This is a genomic window from Rhizobium mongolense USDA 1844 (assembly GCF_000419765.1).
In the GTDB taxonomy this organism is placed as follows: domain Bacteria; phylum Pseudomonadota; class Alphaproteobacteria; order Rhizobiales; family Rhizobiaceae; genus Rhizobium; species Rhizobium mongolense.
Window position 1 is genome coordinate 201,993 of sequence record NZ_ATTQ01000003.1, and the last position, 26,479, is coordinate 228,471.

Sequence of the window (26,479 nt, forward strand, 5' to 3'; positions counted from 1 at the left end):
GTTCGAAAATGTCAAAAATGCCCACTGTCAAGGATGTAGCCGAACATGCGGGCGTATCCGTGGGCACCGTTTCGCGCGTGTTATCGGGCGAAGCCGCGGTCAAACCTATGCTGCGCGAAAAGGTCAATGGCGCCATTTCTACGCTCGGTTATCGTCCGAACGTGACTGCGAGAGCGCTGCGCACCAGCAGAACCGATGTCATAGGCCTCGTCGTTCCCGACATCACCAATCCTTTCTTCGCGCAACTTGCCGCAAGCGTCGAGCGTGCGGCGCTCGAATGCGGGCATAGCCTCATGCTGGCGAGCTCGCATAACGATCGCGCGGCGGAGCAGAGCCACGTTTCTGCATTTCTTGACCGGTCGGTGCGCGGCATCATCGTGGTGGCTTCGAGCGACGGTTCGGGGCTCCACCTCGAGGCAGCGGTTCCGATCATATCCCTGGACCGGCGCTTCGGCACCTTTCCCCTGGTGTCGACCAACCATGCGCAAGCGGCCGCGCTGATTGCGGACCATCTCTATGGGCTGGGGCACCGCCACATCGCCTATATCGCCGGGCCGCTCGACACGGAGGCCGGGCGCATGCGCGAGGAGGGCTTCGTCAGCCAAATTGACCGGTTCGGCAAGACTGGCGAACCCGTTGAACTCGAAATTGCCTACGGCAGATTCGACTACGAGTCCGGTGAAAGAATTGCCCGCGACCTGCTTTCGCGTCCGCCGCAGGACCGGCCCACGGCGGTTGCAGCTGCCAGCGACCAGCAGGCCATCGGTGCGCTGCGTGCTGCCCGCGACCTCAAGATCGACGTGCCGCGCAAGCTGTCAGTGACGGGTTTCGACGACATTTCGCTCGCCAATCTCGTCGTGCCGCGGCTGACAACCATACGCCAGCCGGCCGACACGCTGGCACGGCGCGCGGTCGGCCTTCTCCTTGAGGAGCCATCGGGCAGGGGAGACGAGATGGTTGACGGGTCGCTGATCGTGCGTGGTTCGAGCGGCCCGCCCGCGCAACCTAAGGCGGATATCGCTGGGCATAAAAACTGAAGCAAGGCCGGCACTGCGGTCATTAGGAAGGGATGGAAAGATCAATGCTCAAGGGAATCAGGGCCGAACTCAACGGCGACATTCTTCAAGCACTTTGCAACATGGGACACGGCGACTATCTCGTCATTTCCGACATGAACTTTCCGTCGGATTCAATCGCCCGCCAGACGCGTCTGGGTAAGCTGCTGACTATGGAAAACATCCCCGCGCCGCAGGCGATAGACGCGGTCCTTTCCGTCTTCCCGCTGGACACACCGATCCAGCCTTCGGTGGGCCGCATGGAAGTGATCGGCAAGCCCGATGAAATTCCGGCGATTCAACAGGAAGTCCAGGCCATTGTCGACCGCGCCGAAGGCAAGCCATCGCCGATGTATCCCGTCGAACGGATGGCGTTCTATGACATCGCCAGCAAGGCCTATTGTGTGATCGCAACCGGGGAACTGCGGTTCTACGGATGTTTCCTTCTGACCAAGGGTGTCATTCCGGCGGCGGAGGCCGTCAGATGAGCGGGAAAAGCGGGATCGTCATTTTGGGCATTTTCGCTGCCGACACCGCCTACAAGGCCAAGCGCCTGCCCCATATTGCCGAGACGCTGATGGGGTCGGGCTTTACGCTTGGGCCGGGAGGCAAGGGCTCCAACCAGGCAATTGCCGCGGCAAAAGCCGGCGGTAAGGTGACCTTTATCTCCCGGGTCGGCAACGACCCGTTCGGCGAGATGGCGCTTGCGGCCTATGCGGCGGCGGGCGTCAAAGCCAATGTGATGAAGATGGAAGGCGTACCTACAGGCGCGGCCTTCATCTTCGTCGACGAAGTAAGCGGCGACAATGCCATCATCGTCGCACCGGGTGCCGCAGGCCTTATCGGCATCGACGATGTCGACGCGAACCGGACGGAGATCGAAAACGCTGCCATTTTCATGACCCAACTCGAACAGCCCCTCGAAGCGGCCGTACATGGCCTGTCGATGGCGAAAAAAGCAGGAGCGACGACGATCTTCAACCCCGCGCCTGCCCGCGCCATCCCGGACAGCATCTACGGCTTGTGCGATTTCATCGTCCCGAATGAAGTCGAAGCAGCGGAATTGGTAGGCCACCCGATCGAAACCGATGAACAGGCACGTGCGGCGGCCTGCACCTTGCTTGATCGAGGGGCGCGAGCGGTGATCATCACGCTCGGCGCACGCGGCGCCTTCTATCACAGCACCGGGCAGAGCGAATTCGTACCCGCGTTCTCGGCCGGCAATGTCATCGACACAACCGGAGCCGGGGATGCCTTCCTTGGTGCCTTCGCGACGGCGATTTCCGAAGGATGTGCGCCGGTCGAGGCCGTCCGCTTCGGTTGCGCGACCGCGGCAATCGCCGTCACACGGACGGGCACGGCCCCCGCCATGCCTTCGCGCGCCGACATCAACGCCTTGCTGCGCTCATCATGATTGAACATCGCAAGGGAAGTCTAAATCAACCGGCTGTTGGATGCGCGGAGCGAGAGAAGGGCCGGTCTGCATCGGCGTGACGTGGGAACGGCAGCGTGCCGCTCGTCAGGCAACTCTCGCCGGCGAATGCGACACGGAAAGTCTTAGCCTTTAGCAGGGGCGGCATTCGGCTTCATTCGCATGAAAAACCGCATCTGCGCTTTCGTCCCCGGATGCGAGCTGGTTCGGATTTTGCAAGAGTCTGGTGATGCCTGCTTCAAAATCAGCTCGCGCAAGACATCCCACCTTGGACCGACCGTGCTCCCGCAAGTCAGGATCAATAAGCCTAGACACTATTATGGACACGTGTTCTATAAAATGGACAGATTTGACGCGAGTACGCCATGCACCTTTCCATGTGGACTTACCCCTGGGACATCCAGGACCAGGGGCTCGCAGCACTTGCCGCCGACCTTCGCGGCCGTGCGGGCCTCACAACGGTCAGCCTGGCGACCTCCTATCATGCTGGCCGGTTCCTTCAGCCGCGGAGCCCGCAGCAAAAGGCCTATTTCCCCGAGGACGGGACGGTCTACTTCCGGCCGGATGAAAGCCTATGGCAGGACAAGGTGATCCGGCCGCTGATGGCCAGGAACGTGGACGAGCGCGGCGACATGCTGGAAGCCCTCGTCAGGGGACGCGACATGACGGGCCTCAAGGTCTCCTGCTGGACGGTCTGCCTCCACAATACCCGTCTCGGCATGCTGCATCCCAATCACGTGACGCGGAACGCCTTTGGCAATCCCAACTATTACAACCTTTGCCCCTCCAGCCCGGCGGCGCGCGCCTATGTTGTCACCCTCGTGCGCGACATCACGACGAACTACCAGCCCGATATGGTGGAACTCGAAAGCCCGAACTTCATGGGATTCGCGCACGAGTACCATCACGAGAAAGACGGTGTCGGCTTGAACGCCGAAGACGATTTCCTTCTGTCACTCTGCTTCTGCGACCATTGCATGGCGCGCGCCACGAAGGCCGGCGTGCCGGTCGAAGGCGCGCGCAGATCGGTCGTGCGCTTCATCGCGGACCTCTGCGAACGGGCTGTTCCGGAACGGCAGTTTCCCGACTTCCCGGCGGCCGGCATCGATGCCTTTCGCGACCATCCTGATCTGCACGGCTATCTTGCCTGGCGCACCGAACCGGTGACCAGCCTGATCGGCGAAATCAAGGCGGCCGCCGATCCGGCGACACGCATCGTGCTCATCGACCTGAAGGACGGCTGGCTCGGCGGCGTCGATCTCGCAGCAGCCGGCAAGCTCTGCGACGGGGTGATCCTCTGCTGCTACGACATGGCGCCGGGTGTCCTCGGCAATGTCATTCGGACCGGGCGGGCGGCAATCGGAGCGGGAAAGTTCCTCGGGGTCGGCCTGCGCGTCTTCTATCCCGAGGTCGGCGAGCCTGCGGTCCTGGCCGCACGCGCCAAGGCTGCCGTCGATGCCGGCGCTGACGGCGTGAACTTCTACAACTACGGCCTCATACCGGCAAAGCGTCTCGACTGGGTCAAGGCAGCGGTCGACGTCATCACTTAAGCGGATTAGCGCTCATGGCGCTCCTCAGGATGTGATCGGTTCAGCGACCTGGATCAGGCAGTCGCCGGCCTGGCCGTCGCAATGCAGCCTATGCGAAATGACAATGCCGCTCTCGACGAAGCGCAGCTCTTCCTCCGGCTGCTCCAAGCGTTCCAGGTCATGATACCATCCGGCAAGTTCGCCGGCGGAAACGGTGGCGCCAAGTGCGACGGCCGGCTCGAACCAGCCTCTGCGGTTCGCATAGATGCCCTGGCTGTGCCGGGACAGTGAAAGCAGCTGCAACGGCCCAGGTTCGGGGAGTGGTGCGCGCGACAAGACCGGACGCTCGACGATGCCGAGTGTCACGAGCAGCCGGTCGATCGCCGCCGCCGTGAAGGCCATTGTCTGAGGCGTCACGGTTCCGCCGCCGCCGAACTCGCCGGAAAGACCGATGGTTCCCGCCCGCCCGGCAGCCCCCATCGATGTCGGTGCGGTCGGCCCGTTATCGGCAATGAACGCATGCGATGCGCCGATCGCCCGCATAAGCGAGATGGACCGCTCGAAGCGGGCGCCATCCGCCTGCCGCTCGATCAACGTGCAGGGCAGGTGCGCCATGGACGTGCCGCCCGAATGCAGGTCGAGAACCGCGTCATGGCGCGGAAAGAGTTCGTGTTCGAGGAAATGAGCCAGGCGCGCCGTCGGTGACCCGGTGGGATCGCCGGGAAACGCCCGATTGAGGTTGCCGCCGTCAAAGGGCGAGCAGCGCTTGCCGGCCATCACCGCCGGCAGGTTCGCCATCGGCAGGACGGTGACGGCGCCACGGATTTCCGTTACCTCCAACAGGCGCATCAACCGGCCGAGCTGGAGTTCGCCCTCATACTCGTCGCCGTGATTGCCGGCCATCAGCAGCAAAGACGGCCCCTCGCCATTCTTCAGGCGAAGGACCGGAATGCGGATCTGATAATAGGGCGAACGGTCGATCGAATAGGGAATGGCGACGTGGTCGGCCTGCCGGCCCTCGCGCGAAAAGTCGATCGGATTGACGAGGCCACTGTGCATGATGTCTCCAGTGCGGGCGGTTGCGGTGCCGTCAGAGCGGCGACCGCGGTCATTTCGACGCGCAGATCAGGATCGGCGAGGCGTGCCTTAAGGCAGGCGCGGGCCGGCGGGTTTTCGACGTCGATCCAGCCATCATAGACGCTGTTCATCGCATCGAAATCGACGATCGCCGGCAGGAAGACGTTGACGGCGATGAGGTGCGAGCGGTCGATTACCTGCTTCGTTCAAGAGGGCATCGATCTTGCCGAGCACATCGCGGGTCTGGTCCTCAATGCCCGCCTTACGATTTTCTGCGACCTGGCCGGCAATATAGACGAGACCGCCGTAGCTGACGGCCTGGCTCATGCGCGAACCCTTCTGATAACGCTGGATCATGGGCGGGTTTTCCTTTTCTTGCTTTTGGAGGGAGAGTGCTCAGCCGAAGCTGGTCAGATAGGCCGCCGTCACCGAATGGTCCGGGTCGAGCCCGTAGAGGATGGCATGCCGGTCAAAGCAGGTGCAGGGATGCCATACTCGATGACGTCGCCCACCGCGACGTCGCTATTGTCGGCAATGGCGACGAAGGCATGCTGATCGTTGAGGCGGAAAACTTCGGCGCCGCTGAGATCGGCGAGATACGCACCATTGCGATAGAGCGCCAGCGGCCGCGGCAGACCCTGGTCCATCGCCACGTCGCGCATGCCCATGCCGCAGATCGCAAGCTGCGCTTGCGGCCGCGACAAGACCTCGGCCCAGACCCGCAGCGCCGGACGGAAACCTGCGGCCGCCGAAACCGTTTCGCCGCCGATGCGGAAACCGCCGCGCGCATCGAGGCCGGCAAGGCCACGCTCGTAGATGCCGTGATCGTGGAAGAAGATCGCGCCGCTACGCAGCACGAGCCGGCAGGCGGGATCGGCCGCAACGGCGGCTGAAAGCCGTGCAACCACCACGTCGAAAAAGACCGAGCCGCCAGCCGTGACGAGGAGCGGCCGCGCGCCGCCTATGCGGGCGCGCACCTTCGGCAGGAAATCCGCCGTCACCGCCATCAGCGCGTCGATGCGAAGCATCGTCTCTTCCGCATCGGCGGTCGCGGCCGCACCCTCATAGGCGGCGATGCCGGTCAGCTGGAAGGTCGGCGTCTCCACCGCAAGGATCGCGTAGAGGATTGCCTCGGCGACGGCGGCGCTGCGAACACCGGCGCGGCCGGCGCCGAACTCCACCAGCAAACCAAGGGGCGGCAGATCTGCACGCTGCTGCCAGGCTGAGTGAAGAGCATCGACGAGCGCTGTCGAATCCACGAAGACATAGAGTTCCGCATCTGGATAATCGGCGAGCAGGGCCGCAAGCCGGCGGGCGGCAGCGGTCCCGCCGATCTCGTTGGCAAGGATCAGGCGGCGCTGTCCCGCCTTGAGCAGGACGGCGGCCTGGCGGATGTCGGCGACCGTTGTGCCCCAGGCGCCTGCCGCCAGAAGCGCCTCTGACAGCGCCGTCGACATCGGCGTCTTGGCGTGCGGAGCGATTTCGGCGCCGTGGCTCTTCACATAGGCCATCATCAGTTCGACATTACAGGCGAAGGCCTGCCGGTCGAGCGAGATCAGCGGCAGGGCCATCCTGCCGTCATAGGGTTTCCATCCCTGCTTGCCGATTGCAGCAAGCGGGAGCGGCGGATTGCCTGGCGGAAAGCCGCGCACCCGCTCGTCGATCAAGACGTTTTCCGTCGCGGTATGAAGGTCAGACATGGCAGCCCCTCCTGATCTCGACCGGATCGGCGATGCCGAGGCGATAGGTGTCATTGGCAGTGGCAAAGAACAGGGCGCGCTGCTCCTCGAGAGACAGCTGCGAGGCGACCGTGCGGAAAACCTGATAAACCCCGTCGAAAGAGGCGTGCAGTCCCGCGACCGGAAAGTCGCTCGCGAACATGGAGCGCGCCGGGCCAAAACAATCGAGGCAATGCTCGATCACCGGCCGCAGGCTTTCGAGCGTCCATTCGTTGTCGTAGGCGACGAGGTCGGAAATCTTCAGGCGCACGTTCGGCTCGCTACCGAGCGCCCGCAGTCCGCGGCGCCAGAGCGCCATGCCGTCCTCCGTCCGATCAGTGGGGCTGCCGCCGTGGTTGAGCACGAAAAGCGTTTCCGGAAAAGCCTGTACGAGCTCAAGCGCCTCGCTCATCTGCCAGGGATATAGCATCAGATCGAAGACCAGCCCGAGCCGCGTGGCCTCGGCAAGCCCCGCCCGCCAGGCGGGATCGCCCATGCGGTTCGGGCGCGGAGCAAAACTCTTTACCGCTTCCGGATGCCAGCTGACGATATCACGGATGCCGACGACATTCGGGTTTGCCGCTTCCGCCTCGAGCAAGCGTATGGCATCCGGCCCGTCGAGAGGAACGCGCGCGATATAGCGATGCGCGACGCCGGAGCTGCGGTCGAGGCCATCCAGCCAGCGGCTTTCTTCCAGCGGGTGCGCATCGGACCAGCCGGCCTCCACATGGACCGTTGCAACGACGTTCTGGCGCGCGGCATCGGCGCGATAATCGTCGATGCCGTAGTCGCGCAGGATCGGCGCGAAGCTTCCGAAAACCATCTCCTCGCCGGAAGCTCGCGCCTTCTGAAGCCAGGGATGACGTTGCAGCCCAAGGTCCCAGAGATGATGGTGCGGGTCGATCACCGGCCCTTCGTAGCGCCTCGTCATCTGCGCGCCTCGCGGCCGGAAACGAGCAGCAGTGCAAGGATCAGCGTGCCGAACATGATCGACCGCCAGCCGGGCGAGGCGTTGACCACAGTGATCAGCGCCGTCGTCGTGACGAGCAGGATTGCCCCCGGAATGGTCCCGGCATAGGTGCCGCGGCCGCCAAGGATGGAGGTGCCGCCAAGCACGACGGCGGCGATCGACGTCAGCAGATAGGGGTCGCCGATGCCGACATAGCCTTGCCGGTTCATGCCCAGCACGAGAATGCCCGCAAGCCCTGCGAAAAAACCCGACAGAGTATGGACGATCAGCGTGTTGCGGATGACGCTGACGCCGGAAAGCCGGGCAGCCAGCGGATTTGCCCCAAGCGCCAGGAAACGCGCGCCGATCGGCATGCGATGGACGAGCAGGAGGATGACGATCGAGACGACGAGCCACAAAATGATGCCGGCCGGAATGCCGAGCGGCCGCGCCTGCCCGAGCAGAATGACCGCCGGGTTGCTGACGGTGACCGCGCTGCCGCCGGCGACAATCACGAGCAAGCCCTGCAGGAAGGTCGCCATGGCAAGCGTCATGATGATCGGCGGCACGCGAAGACAGGCAGCACCCGCGCCGTTCATGAGGCCGATGCTGGTGGCGATGACGAGGGCCGCAGCGATGCCGACGAGGCCGGTCGGGTCCCAGGCCGGCGAAATAAGCGGCAGCAGGATCGCCGTGACGGTGATGACCGCGCCGACGGAAAGATCGATGCCGCCCATAAGGATGACGAGGGTCTGCCCGGCAGCCGCAATGCCGATCACCGCGGCGAGTTCGAGCAGGTAGCGCAGGTGGCCATAGGCGCCGAAACCACGCAGCGTAAAGCTTGCGACGATCCAGACGAGTGCGACCAGAAGGAAGGTCAGGAGCGGCGGATTGCGGAACGCGGACCTGATCGTGTTCATCGCCTTGCCCTCCATTGCGCGAGAAGTTCCGGAACGGCGACCGCGCCGACGATGATCAGGCCCTGCGCGACATATTGCGCAACCGGCGGGAAGCCCAGGAAGAACATGACGTTGATCATGACCGAGAGCAGCAGGCTGCCGCAGATCGCGCCGCGCATCGTGCCCTTGCCGCCAAGGAAACCCACTCCGCCGAGCACGGCGGCGGCGATCGAATTCAGCGTGAAAGGCGTACCGATAACAGGATCACCCGAGCCGGTCTGGGCAGCGACGAAGAGACCGCTCAGTGCTGCGAGAAGACCGGACAGCGCGAAGGCGACGACTTTTACCCGTTCGACCGGGACGCCGGAGCGGAATGCGCCGACCGGATTGTCGCCAGCCGCGTAGATGCCGAGGCCGAGCGGCGTTGCGAGAAACGCCTTCCAGAGCGCCAGGATGACGACGAACAGCAGGAAGGCGGCGGGTGTGTGGCCGGCCAGCGTCGTCGACAGCCAATCGGGAATGAACCCGCCCGGCCGCGGCAGCAGGATGAGTGCGACCCCGCCGATGATGAAGGAGCCGGCGAGCGTGACGATGATCGCAGGCAGCCTCAGATGCGTCACGATGGCACCGATGACGGCGCCGATCGAAAGACCGGCGAGTGCGACCGCAAGAATGCCGCCCGGCACGCCGAGCGCTCCTTCCATTGTCGTCGCGGCAATCACGGCTCCAAGGCTGACGAGCGGGCCGATCGCTAGGGTGATGCCACCGTTCAGCATGAGAAGCGCCTGCGCCATGGTGACGAGCGCGAGCGGGAACCAGTTCTGCGTGAACTTCGAGAAGCCGCCGATGGAAAGGATGCCGGGAAAGAGCAGCGCATAGAGGATGAGAAAGGCGGCGACAACCAGATAGAGGCCGGCAAGGCCGCGGTTGCGGCGAAGCTGGATCGAGCCGTAGAGCCGGGATGACGAACTTGTGCTCATGCCGCCGCTCCCTGCGTCGTGGTGGTGATGCCCATGGCCGCGCCGACGATCGCTCCTTCGCTGATTTCATCTTGCGACAGCACCGCCGCAACGAGCCCCTCGCGCAGAACCACGACACGATCGCAGAGATGCACGAGCTCCGGCGTATCGGAACTGGCCAGAATGACGAGCCGCCCCTCGGCGGCGAAGGCACGCAGCATGAGATAGATTTCCCGCTTGGTCTCGATGTCGACGCCGCGCGTCGGATCGTTGAGGAGGAGAACGGAGGGATCGAGCGGCAGCCATTTGGCGAGCGCCACCTTCTGCTGATTGCCGCCGGAAAGCGCCTGCACCGGGCGGTCCGTATCGCCCTTGATCGTCAGCCGGCGTGCGAGATCGGCGACCAGGCCGCATTCCGCCTGCCGGTCGCGCAGCCCCTTGCCGGCGAGCCGTCCAAGCGAGGGCAGGATGAGATTGGACGCGATGGAATGGGGCAGCACCAGCCCTTCGTGCTTGCGGTCGGCCGGGACATAGGCGATGCCCGCGGCATTCGCCTCGCCGACATGGGCGGGCAGGCCGGATTTGCCTGATACCTGCGCTCTGGAAGCCGCGGCCGGAATTGCGCCGTAGAGGCCAAGCAGCAGGTCTTCCTGTCCTTGTCCCACGAGCCCGCCGATGCCGACGATCTCGCCGGCGCGGGCGCAGAAGCCTACGTCACGCACCATGCCGGCGGAAAAGCCTTCGACGCTGATGCGCATCGCGCCGGGTGCTGCGGCCAGGCGCGGCGGGAACAGGTCCCCGGTCTCGCGGCCGACCATGAGGCGCACCAGGCCTTCGCCGTCGATGCCGGACAGCGACTGGTCCGCGGTGACCAAGCCGTCCTTCAGCACCGTGACATGCGAGCAGAGCGCCTGCACCTCATTGAGGCGGTGGGAAATATATAGAAGTGCCGTGCCGCGGTCCCTCAGCGTCTCGATCAGGCGGGCAAGGATGCCGGCTTCGTGAGCGGAGAGCGACGAAGTCGGCTCGTCCAGAATAAGCACGCGTGGCTTCCGGAACAGCGCCTTGGCGATTTCCACCATCTGACGGCGTCCAAGCGCGAGATCGGCGATCGGCATGTCGAGCGGCTCGGTGAGCCCCACCATGTCGCAGACATCCCGAACGCCGCGATGGAGCGCTCTGTAATCGATGAGACCGAACCGGCGCGGAAACGCGCCGACCCCGATGTTTTCGGCAATCGAGAGACTGGCCGTGAGGCTCAGCTCCTGCTGAACCACGGCGATACCCGCCGCGCGCGCAGCCGCCGGGCTGAAGCGCCCGACGGACTTGCCGTCGACAAGGATGGAACCACCGTCCGGCTGGAGAGCGCCGGACAGGAGATTGATCAGCGTGGACTTGCCGGCGCCGTTTTCGCCGAGCAGGGCGTGAACCCTGCCCGGCAGAAGGGCGATATCGACGCCCTTCAAAACGGGATTGCCGAAAAATCCCCTGAACACCTGCCTGGCTTCCAGCAGGGGTCTTTCTTCCGTCATGACGGCTTCCCTCAACGCGGATTACTTGGCAAGCAGCTTGTCGAAGAGCGCCTTGTCGTAGTCCGAGTAGATATAGCCGTCAGCCGGGAACTTGTCGGCCCGTGCGAGGTAGCTGCCGATCGTACTGTCGTCGATGACAGGCAGCGGCACCTTGACGAATGCCGGAACGTCCTTGCCTTCCAGCGCCTGTACAGCCGTGTAAACGGAAAGTGCGCCGAGCCAGTTGGGCTGCATGGTCGCCCAGCTCTTCAGTCCCTTCTCCTTCCAGAGCTCCAGGAACTGCCGGGCGTTTTCGCCTGTTGTCGGCACCTGGTCGCGGCCCTGGCGGTCGAAGGCGAGGACGGAGCCGGCCGATAGGGCGCCGCCGAGCGACAGCACGCCGTCGATTTCGGGATTGGCGAAGAGCAGGCTGGTCATCGCTTCCTGTGCCGGCGCGACGTTATATTCCGTGTTCGTCTCGGTGATCACCTGGAGACCGGGATTGGCATCGAGGACCGGCTGGGCACCCTTGCGGCGGTCGTCGCTCACCGAAATGCCGGCCGGGCCGTTCATGATGATGATCTTGCCCTTGCCGCCGAGCTGGCTGACCATCCACTTGGCAGCGGTCGCGCCCCATTCGTTGGAATCGGTATTGATTTTCGCAGTCACCTTGTCGGTGTTGACGAGGCTGTCGAAATTCACGACGGCGATGCCCTTGTCGCAGGCATCGGAAATGACGCGGTCGAGCGCATTGGAGGAACCGGCGATCACGACGATGGCGTCGACATTGGCATCGATCATCGACTGGATATGCTGGATCTGCGTCTGGGCGTTGCCCTGCGCGTCCGTAATCATCAAGTCCTTCACGAGGCCAGCCTTCTTCAGCTCCTCCACTTCAGCCGTGATGGTGCCTTCGGTCTGCTTCATCCAGGTCGGCACCGAATAGATGTTCGCCCAGCCGATCGTATAGGGCGCCTTCCTGTCACCCTTGATGCAATTGGCGGCGGCTGAGGCCGTGCCGGCCGAAAAGACGAGGAGCGCTGTTGCGGCGGCGGCACCCGCAAGAAGGCGGCGGCGTCGCGAAGCGCAAATGCCATTTTCAAGTTTGTTCATGTCGATCCCCTTTTTTGTGTACGGCGGCGTTGACGGTTTGCCATCGATGTCCAATATACCGTACATGTGATCTATATACCGGACGAAGTGATCTTATGCCGATTTTTTTACCTCGCAAGAGGGGTGGGAAAATTTCATTCGCGATGAATGACGGGATCGATTGACAGATGCGGCAGACGGCTTGAAAAGCTCGGCCGGACAAAAAAGGATCGACAGCAATGGATGCAGTTCAGGACGAAGCAGCCGGCAAGCGCGCCCGAGGGCTCGACCGCGCCTTCGAGATCCTCGAGTTCCTGCGCCAGAAGCGGCAGGCCCTGAAGCCGAATGAAATCGCCACGCAGATCGGCGCGCCGCGCTCATCGGTTTACGAGCTCGTCAACCTGCTGCTGCAGAATGGCATTCTGGAATTCACGGGCGGCGAAGGGCGTGTCTATCTCGGCCGCAAGCTGTATTTCCTCGGCGCCGCCTATGAGAACCATTTCGATTTCACCCGCGAATGCGAGGCGGCGTTGGAACAGCTTGCCGACGAGACGCGGGAGACGGCGCAGTTCTGCATGCTGGATGGCAACAAATACACGGTCGTTCGCATGCGCGAAGGCGCACGCCCATTCCGCATTTCTACGGATGTCGGGCAGTCGGTGCCGATACCATGGACGGCGTCGGGCCGCCTGCTCGTCGCGAACCTGTCGGATCAGGAAATCCTGAACTTCATTCCGCCGCAGGATTTCCGCCTGCCGACGGGCGAGTGGCTCGATCCGCAAACCTTCATCGCCGAGGTGCGCCAGGCCGAGCGTGAAGGTCTCTTCACGTTCAACAGCATCGTCGACAGCTTCACCCACTGTTTTGCCGTACCGGTGCGGGGCGAAGAAGGTCATGCAGCCGCAACGCTCTGCCTCGTCACGCCGCGCGACGACGGCCTTGCGAACCGGGACCATTATCTCGACTGCCTGAAGAAGGCTGCCGCGAGCCTAGATCAATCCCCAATGCGACCAAAACGAAGCTGGCCGTAGAACTCGATGGCGCGAAGGCGTTGGTTTTTCACCAAGGAAACTTCATTCCTTCCGCTGGTATGACCGACTAGCGAACCGTCGGCGCGCGAGGTGGCGCAAATCCATCCGAAGCAGAGATGACGACTGGGAGCGCACTCAGGCCCACCCGGTCCTTGCTACTTTCCGGGCGGCCTGCTCGGTCGCCGTAGGCCATTGCCGCAAAGCGGATAGCATATCTCTGTTTCGATGCCGCAGCTGGGAAGCGCCGATACCTGTAGCCCCGCTAATTGCGACGCGACGAACCCTGATTCCGGCGCGTTTTTAAATCCCTGACCCGTCGAAGTTCTCGTCGTCGTCGCCTTCCCAGGGCAAGGGCATCGAGGTGCGACCGAGGTTGGCCGAGGGCATCGGCATCCAACACTTCAATTCCGGTTCGGCATATCCGATGATCTGCCCGGGCGAGGAATCAGACGCACGCCAACCTTCTCCGCCGAACTGATCGCCATTCGACCAATAGGCGAGGTCAACTTCCGCCGGACCCTGTTCGGACGGTCGGATCGTGACGAGGATTCGACTGCCGTCTTTCGGTGCGCTTGCCATATGGCGCCAACGGTCTGGCTCGTCCATCGTTTTTCCTCCTGGCTCGCTACAGGTTCAGAATGTCGCCTCGCCATTAAAAGCGGTCAACTCAAACTTTTCACAAGGGTCGCCGTTGGTGCCGAGCTGCAGGCCGACTGGCGCAAGCACATTACGACGTTCATGCATATATGCCATCGCTCTTCGAGACATACGATATCGACGTCCCTCGGACGCTGATCAACGCGGTTCCAAAACGCCAGATCGAATTCCTTGCCGGTCGTATTCTTTCTCGCGCCGCACTGGAAAGATTGCATCAACCGAGTGCTTCGATAGCCATCGGAAAGTGGGGTTCCGGCTCGATTAGCCACTCGTACGGGAAATGTGTCTGCCTCGTCGTTGCTGACGAAGCAAGACTGGTTGGCATCGATGTCGAAAAGGTGCCGACCGGTACCTCCTTGGAGGCAATCCTGCGGGAAGCTCTGGACGCTGGCGAGCGAGATCGGGTTTTTCAGAAAACAACGTTCGATGCCGCCATACTCGCAAGGCGCTTTATCCCGTAGTCCTGGAATTTTTCGGTTTCGACGAGATCAAGCTCGGGTAAGACAATGATGTACTGGCCTCCCGGAAAGCCTATTTGCCGGTCGCATTGAAACGCGTCAACAAAGCGCCTCCCTGCGTGAATCGGCGATCTTCCCGGGCCGGCGGCCGCTCTGGAAGCGGTAGCCGTCGGCAAAGGTGAGGCGAAGCCCCTCAGGTCCAAATGCTTTCAGGTGTAAGAATCTCAAACGGCACGATCCGTTGCTCGACTGACGGTGTATCTTTGCGCTCGATCAACCGCAGCATAACATCGAGCAGTTCTTCTGGCATTCTGTCCAGCGGATGGCACAGTGATGCGGTTATGAGCCCTTCGGTCAAACCTCTGCGCGTTTCCGGTCCGACGTCGCTACATACGATACGGACCTCGCGCTGGCGTTCCGGGGATTGCTCTCGCACGGCGCGCAGGACACCCGAAATTCCGCCACCGTTGACGAATATTCCCTTGATATCCGGCTCCTCAGCGATCAGCTTGCGGACGATCGCATAGGCATTCTCCGGTTCCTCATGGGTCAAAAAGGTTTCGCTGACGTGGAAGTCCTGTGCGTATTCTCTCATGTAAGAGCGGAAGCTTGCATCTGAAATATCCTGACACTGATAACGGTTGCTTCCGATCAAGGGAATGACTTTGCCTGGTCCCGTCGCCGTCTGGCTGATGAACCAGGCAGCGGTGCGACCCCGCTTCCAATTATCGGTGCCGACAAAGCCCGCGCGACTGGCAGCTGATAGATCCGTGACATAAGCAATCACCGGAACGCCGCGCGACCGCAGCTCATCGATCGCCTGACTGACCACTGGGTGGTCGGCAGTGACAACCGCAATGGCATCGCTCGTTTCGCCCATCCTGCGGAGATTGGCAGCGACTGCCTCGGGGGAAAGGTCGTCCTCGAAGACTACGTCTGGCTCAATGACAACATCCGCCCGCCGGGATGAGGCCGCAACAATCGCATCTGCCCACATCTTGTAGAGCGGCCTATGCGACTGCTGCATGAGGAAGCCGAGCTTTCTATGTGTCAGATTTTCCCGCTTGCGTTCGCGCAGGGCTCCAAGGCCGTAAAATCCGATCTCGCCTGCCGCATCCAGAACGCGCTCGATCGTCTCAGGTCTAACGGCGCCAGTCCCATGTAGGAGCCGGTTGACTGTAGAAACGCTCAGACCTGCGGTCTGGGCGAGTTGGGCTATCGTAGGCTTGCTCATCGAAGGCTCGCTCTTTGTTTCATTTATGAAATGCCGCTCTTGGCAGAAAATGTCTTACTTCGAACTATTATCGTTTTGCATTGGCATTTCAAGCGCTACAAATTATGGCGCATTAGTTGATGCATTGTCGCAGAGAGCGGTGATGCGAATGGGAGGAATGACATGAAACGATTGAAGCGCATTGCCGCCGCAGTTCTTGCGACGTCCGCAATCATGCTTGGTGCGACTTGCGTCGAAGCCGCAAACATCGCAGTCGTCGGCGGGAAGACAGACGATGAGTTCTGGAGCCGGATCAAGAAGGGCGTGGATGATGCTCGTCTGGTTGTCGAAAAGAACGGCGGCTCGGTCAGCTACCTTCAGCTTCAAACCTACGACAATCTTGGTCCTGACGCCGCGCAGCTCGTTCGCACTGCAATGAGCCAGGGCGTGACGGGTATCGTTGTGCCGGACTGGGTTCCGGAAGCTGAGGACGAGGCGATCAAGGCTGCGGTCCAGGCGGGGATCAAAGTCATTCTTATGAATGCCGGCAACATTGAAAAGGCGCGTGAGCTAGGCGCGATCAACTATGTTGGCTCCGATGAGTACGTGGCAGGCAAGGCAGGCGGTGAATATCTCGGATCGAAAGGCGCAAAAAATGTCATTTGCGTCAACACGGTTCCCGGCGCCGCCAATCAGGAAGCCCGCTGCAAAGGAGTGATCGACGGCATCACTGCGAAAGGTGGACAGGGCAAGCAGCTTCCCCTTCCTGCGACGAGCTTCGGGGATCAAACGGCCATCGCGGAGGCGGTGAAGGCCACGCTAATCCAGGACGACAGCATTGACGGTATCATCAACGTCAGCGCGACAGATGCCGATGCAGCCGCAAGCGGGATCAACCAGGCGGGAAAGGTCGGCAAGGTATCGCATGGTACCTTCGATCTTAACGCGTCGGGCTTGGCCCGCATCAAGGATGGCACGCAGACCTTCGCCATCGATCAGCAGCCGTATCTGCAGTCGATCCTCAGTGTGACGCTGCTGGCGTCGCACCTCGACTATGGAACGAACCTTCCGACCGCGCCGGTCCTCACCGGCCCAGGAATCGTCGACGCATCCAACATCGATGCGACCATGGCCGGCGTCAAAAGCGGCGCCCGATAATCGGTTCTCGTCAAGCTCGACCCGCAGGACCGCTGCGGGTCGAAGACGACGGCGCTTCGGTTCGAAGCCTTGTTAGGATTTTGCACATGAACACTCTGTCAGTAGGCAACCTCTTGCGGCGCCCCGAGGCGGGCGCGTTCCTCGGGCTCGTCGGGGTGCTTGCGTTCTTCATCATCTTTGGAAGCACCAAGTTTCTCGAACCGGCCGGAGCAGCGAGCTGGCTGAACGTCGCCGCCAATCTCGGCATCGTCGCCCTGCCGATCGGACTGTTGATGATCGCGGGGGACCTCGACATTTCGATCGGGGCCATGATCCCCGCAGGATCGATGACCATCGCAATCATCGCCGGCTTCTATGGCCTCCCGATCTGGGTTGGCATGCTCGGCTCGATCGGCATAGGGCTCATAGTGGGCCTAGTGAATGGCTATCTTGTCGTACGAACCGCGGTTCCCTCACTGATTGTCACGCTCGGCACGCTGTTCGCGGTCCAGGGCCTGATGCTCGGCGTATCGGTCCTCGTAACAGGAACCACTAGCGTTCCCTTGACGGCGGATCCATGGGCAAAGTTCCTCTTTGGTCAGTTCCTGTTCGGCTCCTTCCAGGTGATCATCATTTGGTGGATTGCAATTACCACCCTCTTCGTTTTCTTCATCCATCTGTCTCCCTATGGGAACTGGATCTTCGCGATGGGCGGAGACAGGGTCAGCGCCCGTAACGCCGGCATTCCGACGGCGGGGCTCACGGTCATCCTGTTCGTTCTCTCCTCCACGAGCGCGTCGTTCGTTGGAATGTGTCAGGCGATCCTCTTCAACTCGGCGCAGGTCTCCGGCGGGATGACCTTCATCTTCAACGCAATCATCTCGGTGGTCGTGGGTGGTGTGCTGCTGACCGGAGGCTTCGGATCCATAATCGGCATCTTCTTCGGCACGATCACCTTCGCGGTCGTGAATCAGGGCATCTACTTCACCACCTTCGACCGCAACTGGTCGAGCTTGATCATCGGCGTGATGCTTCTGATTGCCGTATTGATGAACAACACGTTCCGTCACATGGCCCTGACCTACTCGCCGAAGAAGAAGTGAGGACAAGATATGAAAACGCCAATTCTCGAGCTTGAGAACGTCAATAAGTCCTTCGGTCCGATCGACGTCCTGCACAACATCACGCTGAGGGTTCATCCAGGCGAAGTCCTATGTCTGCTCGGCGACAACGGTGCAGGCAAGTCCACGCTCATCAAGACCTTCGCCGGCGTTTACAAGCCGACGAGCGGCATGGTGAAGTTCGAAGGAAAGGCCGTTGCGTTCAACAATCCGCGCGAAGCCGCCGATATGGGCATTGCGACAGTCCACCAGTTCGGCGGTACCTTCCCCCTTATGAGCATCGGCCGTTCATTCTTCGTCGGCCGGGAGCCGACCAAGGGCTTCGGCCCCTTCAAGATCTACGATCGCAAGAAGGCTAACGAGATCGCGGTGAAGGCCGTCCGGGAATTCGGCATCACGCGTATCGACGACGGAGACCGCCTGATTGGCGGGTTGTCTGGCGGTGAACGACAATCGCTGGCCATCGCACGCGCGGTCCATTTCGGGGCGAGGGTGCTCATTCTCGACGAGCCGACGGCGGCGCTCGGCGTCAAGGAGGCCGCGCACGTTCTGCGCATTGTGCTCGAGGCGCGGCGTCGCGGCCTGGCAGTGATCTTCATCACCCACAACGTCATCCATGCAATGACCGTTGGCGACCACTTCGCCGTCCTGATCAAGGGCGAGAAAGCTGCTGATTTCCGCAAAGGCGAGAAGACCCGAGAGGAGATCACCGACCTCATGGCTGGCGGCGAGGCGATGGCCGAACTTGAGGCTGAGATCGAAGCTCACTCGTCCGCCAATAGCGGACAACCCATAGCGGTCTGACCGGCGCCGGTCGGACACGACAAGACAACGACATCGGCTCATCCGCCGCGGCGGGTGGGGCCTCCAAGTGCAACAATCTTCTGGGTGACAAGTCATGAAAATCGCGCTCGACCCCTTTATGCATCGCCACCTTTCCCTCGAGCAGCTCCCCTCGAAAGTCGCCGAACTCGGCTATGAGTGGATCGAACTCAGCCCGCGGGCGGATTTCCTTGAATGGTTCAAGGCGCCGCGTGTTTTCCCATCGCGGGTCAAGGCTTTCAAGAAGGCGCTTTCAGACGCCAATGTCGGCATCGCGTCTCTTCTGCCCATGTATCGCTGGGCGTCCAACGACGAGGCAGAGCGGCAGGCCGCAGTTAAACACTGGAAGCGTGCCGTCGAGATCTGCGTCGAACTCGGCGTCGACACGATGAACTCCGAATTCGGTCGGGGACCGCATCCGGACAAGGGCTCCTGCTACTGCTGCCACACCGGATCGATGATCGAGGCATGCGAGGACGCCTGGTGGCGATCGATGGAGGAACTCGTTCCGATCTTCGAACGCGAAGGCATCAACCTCCATGTCGAGCCGCATCCGGAAGACTGGTGCGAGACGCTGCAGCCGGCCCTCGACATCATCCGGACGGTCAACTCCAAGAACGTCAAGTTCCTCTATTGCGCGCCGCATACGTTCTACTTCGGCGACGATACCAAGGCGATGCTGCGCGAGGCGAAGGACGTTCTCGCCCACGTCCACGTCGGCGATACCTTCAATCACAAGGCGTCATCGGGTCTCCGTTACATCCTGAATCCTCCCGGCACCAATGCCCGCATTCACCAGCATCTGAACATCGGCCAGGGCGAAGTTCCGTGGGATGATTTCTTCGGCACCCTGGCCGAAGCGGGCTTTGACGGGATCATGACGGCCTGCGTCTTTGCCTGGGAGGACAAGGCTGACGAATCCGGGCGCTTCATGCGCTCCGAGATGCAGCGTTACGTGGACAGGTATTGGAAGAAATAGGACCGTCGGGCTGAAGAAGCCTGCATGAACTAGGGTACGGACACTTCAACAAAAGAGCGACGCAGGCGACGGGGTTCCCGCCGCAGGGCGGAGCTTTGCTTAACCGGCACGGTGCCGGAGGAGAAACGAGCATGATAAACGGAGAAAGAACCATAACTCACCCCTTGCGCTGGGGCATGGTCGGCGGCGGCCGTACTGGCCAGGTGGGCTACAAGCACCGCACGGGCGCACTCAGGGACGGTACTTACCGGCTGCTTGCTGGTGCATTCGATCTCGATGCAGCGCGCGGACGCGATTTCGGGACCAAGCTGGGAGTGGCCGAAGATCGCTGCTACGCGAACTACAAGGAGCTGATCGTCAAGGAAAGGGCACGTGAGGATGGGGTCGAGGTCGTCTCGATCGCAACGCCGAACTTCACCCATTTCGAGATCACCAAGGCCTGCCTGGAGGCGGGGCTGCATGTAATCTGCGAAAAGCCGCTGTTCTTCACCGTCGCTGAATGCGACGAAGTCGCCAGGCTGGCTGAGGAGAAGGGCCTGATCGTCGGTGTGACCTATGGGTTCACCGGCCATCCGCTGGTGCATCAGATGGCCGCCATGGTCAAAAAAGGCATGCTAGGCGATGTTCGCATCGTCGACCTGCAGTACACCCACGGCTTCAACGCGGGCGACGATGTCGGCGCAGGCGAGGCCGTAAAATGGCGCACGAATCCCAAAACCGCAGGCCCCACCTTTGTCTTGGGCGATATCGGCACGCATCTCTACTACCTGTCAGAAGTCGTGCTGCCGCATATGAAGATCGAAAAGCTGCTTTGCGATCGGAAGGCCTTCATCCCAACGCGCGCGCCACTCGAAGATCACGCGACCGTTCTGATGCACTATGACAACGGCGCGCGGGGCCGCCTCTGGGTGTCTTCTGTGAACGCGGGCAATATGGGATCACAGCGCTATCGCTTCGTCGGCTCCAAGGCCTCAATCGAATGGTCCGACGCCCACCCTGACCAACTGATCTATGAAGTTCAGGGCGAACCGAACCGCACCCTGCACCACGGCATGCCCTACCTCGAAGAGGAAAGCCTTGCCTGCGATCGCATGGGCGCGCTGCACACCGAAGGTCTCGGCGATAGCTGGTCGAACATCTATCTCTGGATCGCACAAGCAATCGATGCAAAGCGCCGTGGCGACAACTCGTTCCTCAAGAGCCATCACTATCCCGGCATCGAAGCCGGCACGGAAGGCGTGCGCTGGTTGGAGAACTGCGTCCGCTCTGCCGACGCAGGCTCGGCCTGGGTCGACTTCAAGTGACCGGACTGGGGGCGCGCTGGATCTCCTCCATCCTCCTCCCAAGCGCGTCCCCAACACCCCTTTTTTGGAAAGATAAAACGATGAAACTTTCGATCTGCACGGACGTGATGGGCGGTCTCTCCTTCACTGATATGCTCGACAAATGCGTGAAACTCGGTGTCGAGGGCATCGAGATGACTGGCGGGGGATGGTCGCGCGGACCTCACTTCCGCGCCGACGAGCTCCTGGCCGACAAGGGCCATCTCAAGTCCAAGCTCAAGGAAATCGAAGCCCGCGGGTTGGAAATTGCCGCCCTGAATTGCTCGGCCAACCCGCTTGATCCAGGCGATATGGGCAAGCGTCACCGCAATGAAATGGAAGACACCATCCGTCTCGCCGGCGAAATCGGCGTGAAGACGATCGTCACCATGTCCGGTCTGCCCGAAGCAGCCCCTGGCGATACGGTTCCGAACTGGCTTGTCTATACCAAGAGCTGGCCAAATGAGATGCCGGAGCGCGACCGGTATCAGTGGGAGGACCGGGCTTTTCCGCTGTGGCACGATCTGGTGAAGCTGGCCAAGGAGGCCGGCGTCGAAAAATACGCGCTCGAAAATTTCTCGGCCATGCTGGTCTGGAATCCCGAGACGCTTTTCCGCCTGCGAAACGAAGTCGGTCCGATGGTCGGCATGAACCTCGACCCGTCGCATTTGATGTGGATGGGCGCCGATCCGATCGCTTCCGCCCGCGCGCTGGGCAATGCGATCCACCACTGCCATGGCAAGGACACGCGCATCGAGCGTGGTTTGGCCGACGTAAACGGCCTCCTCGAGCTCAAGGAGGTGACAGACGTCGCCAATCGGACCTGGAACTATGTCGCCGTTGGCGCAGGCCATGATCTGCAGTGGTGGAAGGAGTTCTTCTCCGTCGTTCGCATGGTTGGCTACAACGACTGGGTCAGTCTCGAGATGGAGGACTTCACAATGTCCACCGACGCCGGCATCCAGTCCTCCATCGATGCGCTACAGGCTACGATCAGCCGCTGACTTTGGCCCGGGCTGCTGACGCGGCCCGGCCATTTTGTGAGGACCAGATGAGCCCGATCAAAGACACCAGGGTGAACGCCGATCCTGCGGATCGCGGCTTCGATCGCCTCAGCGACGACCGGGTGCCCGGATGAGGTGAATGGCCCTAGACCACGACCGGGCACCCGGTCGCCAGTGCGGCGGCCGTATCGCCGCCGGCGGTTGAAGAAAGCGAGGAGGAAATTGGAAGCACCGAATACGGCGACCGGGCCGATCGGCCGCTGAATGAGACGGATCTCCGGACGCGCCTGTGGCTGACGCTCGGGCAGGGCGGCGTCGAAACGGCAGACCAGACAAGCGCTTGTTCGACATGATCGGCAAAGAGCCGGAGTTGACCGGTTGTTCGTCCGCGCTCGCCCTGCAGGCGCGCTACGGAAGACCGGTCTCCTGCGTACCGATTTCGGTGACTGCGTCCGTTCGGCTTTCGATCTCGTCTGCGATAGCAAGCAAGAATGCAGCGCGTTCCGATCGGGCCGATTAGCCATAGCTCACGGACCACGGTGGCTGCGAAGCAAACAGGTCGGTTCCCTCCACCCATTCGCCGGCGATCAGATGCCTACCCTTCGGATTGAATGTCATCATCGGCTCTCCCACTGCGAGGTCGAGCTTGGCTGGATCGTATCTGGACTGGCGCGGCAAGTCTTGGCCTCGAAAAGCCGCTGTTGCGAATGCCGTCGCCGCTGATTGCGGTGCCCGGATCAAATATTCCGGGCACCACCATCTTCGTAACTGGTCGCGACGAGTCGCGTTCAGGCCTTGTATTTTTCCACGGCGCCCTTCAGCCTGCTCCATTCGGCATACCAGGTGTTGAAGAGCTTGAGCTGTGCCTCGACGTAGCCACGCTGGCTGTCGGTCAGCACGTCCGTTTCGTTGAAGTGGAGCGTATATTCCTTGTCGCCCTTCAGCACCATCATGTGTTTGAAGTACAGCACCAGATCCGGACCTTCGTCGAAGGAGGAGAGGACGCCGAGCGCCTGCTCCAGCTCCAGCGCCCGCTGGCGGGCATCTGCATCGCCGGCAGCCGCTGCCTGAGAGAGGTTGCAAAGGTGGATGACTTCCTTCGGCAGCACATTGCCGATGCCGGTGATGGCGCCGGTGGCGCCGCAATTGACGAAGCCGTGAAAGACGGCCGTGTCGACGCCGATCATCAGCGAGACGTCGTCATCGCGACTGGTGATGTTTTCGGCGGCGTAGCGCATATCGGCGGCACCACCGAACTCCTTGAAGCCGACCAGATTGGGATGCTCGGCGCGCAATGCAAAGAAGAGGTCGGCACGCGTCGCAAAGCCGTAATAGGGGCTGTTGTAGATGACTGCCGGAAGATCGGGCGCGGCCGACAGGATCGCCTTGAAATGCCCCTTCTGGGCAGCAATGACCGAACCGCGCGAGAGAACGCGCGGAATGACCATCAGGCCTTGAGCGCCGATCTTCTGCGCGTGCGCCGCATGGGCGACGGCGCAAGCCGTGTTGACGGCACCGGTGCCGACGATGACCGGCACGCCGGCCTTGACCAGGCGCTCCACGCCTTCCATGCGCTGGGCGTCCGTCAAAAGGGGCCAGTCGCCCATCGAACCGCAATAGACGACGGCCGACATGCCGCCAGCGATCAGTTCCTTGCCCTTGCGGACAAGCGCGTCGAAGTCCGGGGTGCGGTCTTGATTGCAAGGGGTCATCAGCGCCGGGATGACGCCGGAAAAAATCTTGGCCTTCATGGTTGCTCCAATGACTGAATGTCGTGCGGGAAATGGCTAGTCGTTCCCGGCGAGGAGTGTCATAGCACGTTGTATTTTATTTGTCGACAAGAAGTCAGCAATGTCAGAGTTTCATGTCAAGCCGCTCATTTCTGGAAAAGAACGTCTGAATCTGCCGGACGATTTGTTCGGCGTGCTCCTTGGCCAGCCTGTCGGCCGCCTCGATATCCCGTGCCTCGATCGCGGCGATCATGTCCTCGTGCTCATCCACGAACTGCTGCGGCAGCCGGTCGCCATAGGATTGATAATAGAGCCGCAGGATGCGCCGCCCCTCAGAGAGCAGCCGGTTAAAGAGACTGATGAAATAGGGGTTTCGCCCGGCCTCGGCGATCGCCGAATGCAACGCCGCGTTGGTGGCAATCATTGCCAGTGCATCCTGGGCTTCCACGGCAGCGGCAAAACGCGCCTGGTGGGCACGGATGACTGGAAGGTCCTCCGCACGGTGATACTGCGCCGCAAGCCGCGTCGTAACCCGGTACATCAGCACAAGCGCATCGAAGAAGGTGTGTAGATTGAGGAAATCGATATTCGATACCATGGTGGACCGGTTGGGCAGGGTGTCGATCAACCCCTCGCCCGCGAGGCGCACCAGGGCCTCCCTGATCGGCGTGCGCGACATCCCGAACCGCTCGGCGAGCTGCACTTCGTCGATAGGACTGCCGGGCGGCAATACGAGGTCGAGAATCTCGTCGCGCAGCAGCTCATAGACCATTTTCACGCCGGAGCCGCGTTTGCGCTCGGGAACGGAGGTGGAGACGACGTCGTCCATGACGGGATCCTTGTTGCTTTCATCCATAGGGCTTCAACCTCAGGTGCGTTGCAAACGTCAAGGGCAGCTTTGTACGCAAGCAAATACAAAGACCGCGATGTCCGCTTGCGATGCAAGAACGGATATTGCACAAAATGTGCGATGGGCCTTCATAAGTCGCAAAAATCAAAAGGGCCTTCGTCGCAGCAGCACTGGTTTCGCCGGCATGGGAGTTCCGGAAATGCGAGCAAACGGAAGCGGGCTTCGGTCACCCGAAGCAATTGAGCGCCAGACCGTTCCCGCGCCTCAAGCGTGAAAACGCGGGCGCTCACCAACGTTATCCACGCGATCCCTCGACCGCAGGACCCGTTACGAGGTCCGACCAGACTGCAGACTATATTTGCGATTCCTGGCCGTGTGACCGGCAGCCAGGGAAACCTCCCCTGACGCGATCCGCCGCCGCGCTCAGATATGACCGTCCTTATCTGTCCTGGACATCGACAACATTCTTCTCGATTCCGTTCAGCACAATGGCGGGCGGCTTTATCTATCTCGATCCGCAAGCACGGGCATGAGCTCCCTGTCCGCCGGTGCGATCATCCAAGGACGTTAGTGCCATACGACGGAGGGCTACCTCTTCGCCGCTAGCGTTTATTCTTCAACAAGAGACCTAGGGTATTCGGGGGCCGGCGGCGCGCAAACCTCATCGAGCCTCGCCACGATGTCATCCGGCGACCTCATGCCAGAACCGACGAGGGCAATGGCCTGTATCAGCGCGGCCTGGCCGTGTTCACTCTTGACATCGACATGATTTCTCTCTGACCAACGGCCGACCGCGGACGTTACGAGTTCATTCTGATCATCGGTAAAGAGATGTGTTTCGAAAAGAGACATGCCAGCTCTCCTGTTTCAGGCAAGAGCAGATCGTCTCTCAAGCGGCCCAGGTACCCGTTGAATTATCGGGCCGATAAACCACAGTACGCTTAGACGCCCCATAAGGCAAACGAAGCCAGCCGAAAGTCAACCGGGCTGCCGAACGGCTCGGGGGCCGCGAACTCGACAATCAATCAAGCTATGGGCGAGGCCTGCGAACTTGAATATCTCAGACCTGGTCTCTGCCCAGGCCGCTTCGCAGAAAGAGCATGCCGGCCTCCATCGGAAGGGCTGAAACTCAATCTGAGATCAGCCGGAGGTTGAAGTTCAGGAGCACACCGCTGAGGAAACGGATTTGGGCAAGGGCGGGATGCGAATAGACCTTTCACGAATTGGCGGTAACTAGAGACGTAGTGACCCGGAGCCGAGTTCAGCCGCGGTTTCGCCGGAGCCGAAAAGAACGAATGCCGCCGACTTGACATCAGCGCCTGTCTAAACACATAGCCTCCGCCAGTGAATTTAAGGGATTTTCTGTCGTGTTGACCATACGTGAGGCTGTCCGTGAAGATGCGGCGACGCTTTTGGGTTTCATTCGCGAACTGGCGATCTATGAAAAAGCTGAGCACGAAGTCGCCGCTACCATTCAGAAGATCGAAGAGTCGATTTTCGGCACGAATTCTGTGAGTAGCGCATTGATCTGCGAACAGGATAGCCGGCCGGTCGGCATGGCTGTCTGGTTCTTCAATTACTCGACCTGGCAGGCAAAAAACGGGCTCTATCTCGAAGACCTTTATGTGACGCCAGCGGCGCGCGGACTGGGCGCGGGCAAGGCCCTGCTCAAACGACTGGCTGAAATCGCTCTCGAAACTGGCTGTGGTCGGTTTGAATGGAGCGTACTCGACTGGAACGAGCCAGCGATCCGCCTCTATGAAGCAATCGGCGCTGAACCCATGAACGAATGGATCCGTTATCGTTTGTCTGGGGAGGCGCTCAAGAGTTTCGCGGCAGGCTAGGGAAAAGGAAGCCTTTGGATCTAGGGCATGTCGCACTTGAAAATCGAATGTGCCGTCCTTCGCTTGCGAATGTCGACCCCGAGAGAGCGG

General features: G+C 61.3%; 24 protein-coding genes and 3 pseudogenes. 13 read left to right on the forward strand and 14 right to left on the reverse strand.

Annotated elements, in window-relative coordinates:
- Positions 1-8 precede the first annotated feature (8 nt).
- The 4 genes from A3C3_RS0106650 (at position 9) to A3C3_RS0106665 (ending at position 4,037) form a co-directional block, all read left to right on the forward strand.
- A complete protein-coding gene (locus tag A3C3_RS0106650) occupies positions 9-1,037 on the forward strand; it encodes a LacI family DNA-binding transcriptional regulator (RefSeq protein WP_022713826.1) in 1,029 nt (342 codons plus the stop codon).
- Between the two features lie 44 nt (positions 1,038-1,081).
- Positions 1,082-1,543: an RbsD/FucU family protein gene (locus tag A3C3_RS0106655; protein ID WP_022713827.1), complete on the forward strand. Its 462-nt coding sequence runs from the start codon at positions 1,082-1,084 to the stop codon at positions 1,541-1,543.
- Positions 1,540-2,469, forward strand: a complete 930-nt coding sequence (gene rbsK, locus A3C3_RS0106660) for a ribokinase (protein ID WP_022713828.1) — start codon at positions 1,540-1,542, stop codon at positions 2,467-2,469. The genes A3C3_RS0106655 and rbsK overlap by 4 nt, the downstream gene beginning before the upstream one ends.
- A gap of 383 nt (positions 2,470-2,852) precedes the next feature.
- Complete coding sequence (locus tag A3C3_RS0106665; protein WP_022713829.1) at positions 2,853-4,037, forward strand: hypothetical protein; 1,185 nt, start codon at positions 2,853-2,855, stop codon at positions 4,035-4,037.
- A 24-nt stretch (positions 4,038-4,061) separates the two neighbouring features.
- Here the strand turns inward: A3C3_RS0106665 and A3C3_RS0106670 are convergent, their stop codons facing one another.
- The 8 genes and pseudogenes from A3C3_RS0106670 to A3C3_RS0106705 form a co-directional block, all read right to left on the reverse strand.
- Positions 4,062-5,075 carry a succinylglutamate desuccinylase/aspartoacylase family protein gene (locus A3C3_RS0106670; RefSeq protein WP_022713830.1) on the reverse strand — a complete coding sequence of 338 codons (1,014 nt, stop codon included), beginning with the start codon at positions 5,073-5,075 and terminating at the stop codon, positions 4,062-4,064.
- A 32-nt stretch (positions 5,076-5,107) separates the two neighbouring features.
- Positions 5,108-5,450, reverse strand: a pseudogene (locus A3C3_RS41285) (RidA family protein); the annotation flags it as partial.
- 39 nt (positions 5,451-5,489) lie between these two features.
- Positions 5,490-6,793: pseudogene (locus A3C3_RS41290) on the reverse strand (alanine racemase).
- Positions 6,786-7,742, reverse strand: coding sequence for an amidohydrolase family protein (locus A3C3_RS0106685; RefSeq protein ID WP_022713831.1), 957 nt, complete (start codon positions 7,740-7,742; stop codon positions 6,786-6,788). Before A3C3_RS0106685 ends, A3C3_RS41290 begins: the two are co-directional and overlap by 8 nt.
- Positions 7,739-8,680 carry an ABC transporter permease gene (locus A3C3_RS0106690; protein WP_028739453.1) on the reverse strand — a complete coding sequence of 314 codons (942 nt, stop codon included), beginning with the start codon at positions 8,678-8,680 and terminating at the stop codon, positions 7,739-7,741. Before A3C3_RS0106690 ends, A3C3_RS0106685 begins: the two co-directional genes overlap by 4 nt.
- Positions 8,677-9,639, reverse strand: a complete 963-nt coding sequence (locus A3C3_RS0106695) for an ABC transporter permease (RefSeq protein ID WP_022713833.1) — start codon at positions 9,637-9,639, stop codon at positions 8,677-8,679. The genes A3C3_RS0106690 and A3C3_RS0106695 overlap by 4 nt, the downstream gene beginning before the upstream one ends.
- Positions 9,636-11,150 (reverse strand): sugar ABC transporter ATP-binding protein, encoded by a 1,515-nt coding sequence (locus A3C3_RS0106700; RefSeq protein ID WP_022713834.1) that lies wholly within the window; start codon positions 11,148-11,150, stop codon positions 9,636-9,638. The genes A3C3_RS0106695 and A3C3_RS0106700 overlap by 4 nt, the downstream gene beginning before the upstream one ends.
- Positions 11,151-11,171: 21 nt before the next feature.
- Positions 11,172-12,242 carry an ABC transporter substrate-binding protein gene (locus A3C3_RS0106705; RefSeq protein WP_028739454.1) on the reverse strand — a complete coding sequence of 357 codons (1,071 nt, stop codon included), beginning with the start codon at positions 12,240-12,242 and terminating at the stop codon, positions 11,172-11,174.
- Between the two features lie 218 nt (positions 12,243-12,460).
- Between A3C3_RS0106705 and A3C3_RS0106710 the strand changes: the two genes are divergently transcribed.
- The gene (locus A3C3_RS0106710) at positions 12,461-13,252 is read left to right on the forward strand and encodes an IclR family transcriptional regulator (protein WP_022713836.1); all 792 of its coding nucleotides are present in this window, start codon (positions 12,461-12,463) and stop codon (positions 13,250-13,252) included.
- Between the two features lie 300 nt (positions 13,253-13,552).
- Here A3C3_RS0106710 and A3C3_RS0106715 read toward each other — a convergent pair whose 3' ends face one another.
- Entirely contained in the window at positions 13,553-13,858 is a 306-nt protein-coding gene (locus tag A3C3_RS0106715) for a hypothetical protein (protein WP_028739455.1), read from the reverse strand.
- A gap of 140 nt (positions 13,859-13,998) precedes the next feature.
- Here A3C3_RS0106715 and A3C3_RS48510 point away from each other — a divergent pair, with 140 nt between their 5' ends.
- Complete coding sequence (locus A3C3_RS48510; protein ID WP_022713837.1) at positions 13,999-14,370, forward strand: hypothetical protein; 372 nt, start codon at positions 13,999-14,001, stop codon at positions 14,368-14,370.
- A gap of 190 nt (positions 14,371-14,560) precedes the next feature.
- On the opposite strand, the gene A3C3_RS0106725 is transcribed toward A3C3_RS48510, so the two are convergent.
- A complete protein-coding gene (locus A3C3_RS0106725; protein ID WP_022713838.1) occupies positions 14,561-15,601 on the reverse strand; it encodes a LacI family DNA-binding transcriptional regulator in 1,041 nt (346 codons plus the stop codon).
- Between the two features lie 162 nt (positions 15,602-15,763).
- On the opposite strand from A3C3_RS0106725, the gene A3C3_RS0106730 reads away from it, so the two are divergent.
- The 6 genes from A3C3_RS0106730 (at position 15,764) to A3C3_RS0106755 (ending at position 21,965) form a co-directional block, all read left to right on the forward strand.
- Positions 15,764-16,738, forward strand: a complete 975-nt coding sequence (locus A3C3_RS0106730) for a substrate-binding domain-containing protein (RefSeq protein WP_022713839.1) — start codon at positions 15,764-15,766, stop codon at positions 16,736-16,738.
- Between the two features lie 86 nt (positions 16,739-16,824).
- Positions 16,825-17,820 (forward strand): ABC transporter permease, encoded by a 996-nt coding sequence (locus tag A3C3_RS0106735; RefSeq protein WP_022713840.1) that lies wholly within the window; start codon positions 16,825-16,827, stop codon positions 17,818-17,820.
- A gap of 9 nt (positions 17,821-17,829) precedes the next feature.
- Positions 17,830-18,642 carry an ATP-binding cassette domain-containing protein gene (locus A3C3_RS0106740; RefSeq protein WP_022713841.1) on the forward strand — a complete coding sequence of 271 codons (813 nt, stop codon included), beginning with the start codon at positions 17,830-17,832 and terminating at the stop codon, positions 18,640-18,642.
- Positions 18,643-18,736: 94 nt separating this feature from the next.
- Entirely contained in the window at positions 18,737-19,639 is a 903-nt protein-coding gene (locus A3C3_RS0106745) for a sugar phosphate isomerase/epimerase family protein (protein ID WP_022713842.1), read from the forward strand.
- A 131-nt stretch (positions 19,640-19,770) separates the two neighbouring features.
- Positions 19,771-20,943 carry a Gfo/Idh/MocA family protein gene (locus tag A3C3_RS0106750; protein ID WP_022713843.1) on the forward strand — a complete coding sequence of 391 codons (1,173 nt, stop codon included), beginning with the start codon at positions 19,771-19,773 and terminating at the stop codon, positions 20,941-20,943.
- Positions 20,944-21,023: 80 nt separating this feature from the next.
- Positions 21,024-21,965, forward strand: coding sequence for a sugar phosphate isomerase/epimerase family protein (locus A3C3_RS0106755; protein ID WP_022713844.1), 942 nt, complete (start codon positions 21,024-21,026; stop codon positions 21,963-21,965).
- Positions 21,966-22,024: 59 nt separating this feature from the next.
- Here A3C3_RS0106755 and A3C3_RS43340 read toward each other — a convergent pair.
- From A3C3_RS43340 to A3C3_RS0106785, 4 genes and pseudogenes are all read right to left on the reverse strand, one after another.
- A pseudogene (locus A3C3_RS43340) lies at positions 22,025-22,583 on the reverse strand (aldehyde dehydrogenase family protein); the annotation flags it as partial.
- A gap of 170 nt (positions 22,584-22,753) precedes the next feature.
- The gene (locus A3C3_RS0106775) at positions 22,754-23,716 is read right to left on the reverse strand and encodes a dihydrodipicolinate synthase family protein (RefSeq protein WP_022713847.1); all 963 of its coding nucleotides are present in this window, start codon (positions 23,714-23,716) and stop codon (positions 22,754-22,756) included.
- A 103-nt stretch (positions 23,717-23,819) separates the two neighbouring features.
- On the reverse strand, positions 23,820-24,524 hold the full coding sequence (locus A3C3_RS0106780; RefSeq protein ID WP_028739456.1) for a GntR family transcriptional regulator: 705 nt from the start codon (positions 24,522-24,524) through the stop codon (positions 23,820-23,822).
- Positions 24,525-25,154: 630 nt separating this feature from the next.
- Positions 25,155-25,397, reverse strand: coding sequence for a hypothetical protein (locus A3C3_RS0106785; protein ID WP_022713849.1), 243 nt, complete (start codon positions 25,395-25,397; stop codon positions 25,155-25,157).
- A 515-nt stretch (positions 25,398-25,912) separates the two neighbouring features.
- Here A3C3_RS0106785 and A3C3_RS0106790 point away from each other — a divergent pair.
- Entirely contained in the window at positions 25,913-26,389 is a 477-nt protein-coding gene (locus A3C3_RS0106790; RefSeq protein ID WP_022713850.1) for a GNAT family N-acetyltransferase, read from the forward strand.
- Positions 26,390-26,479: the final 90 nt, after the last annotated feature.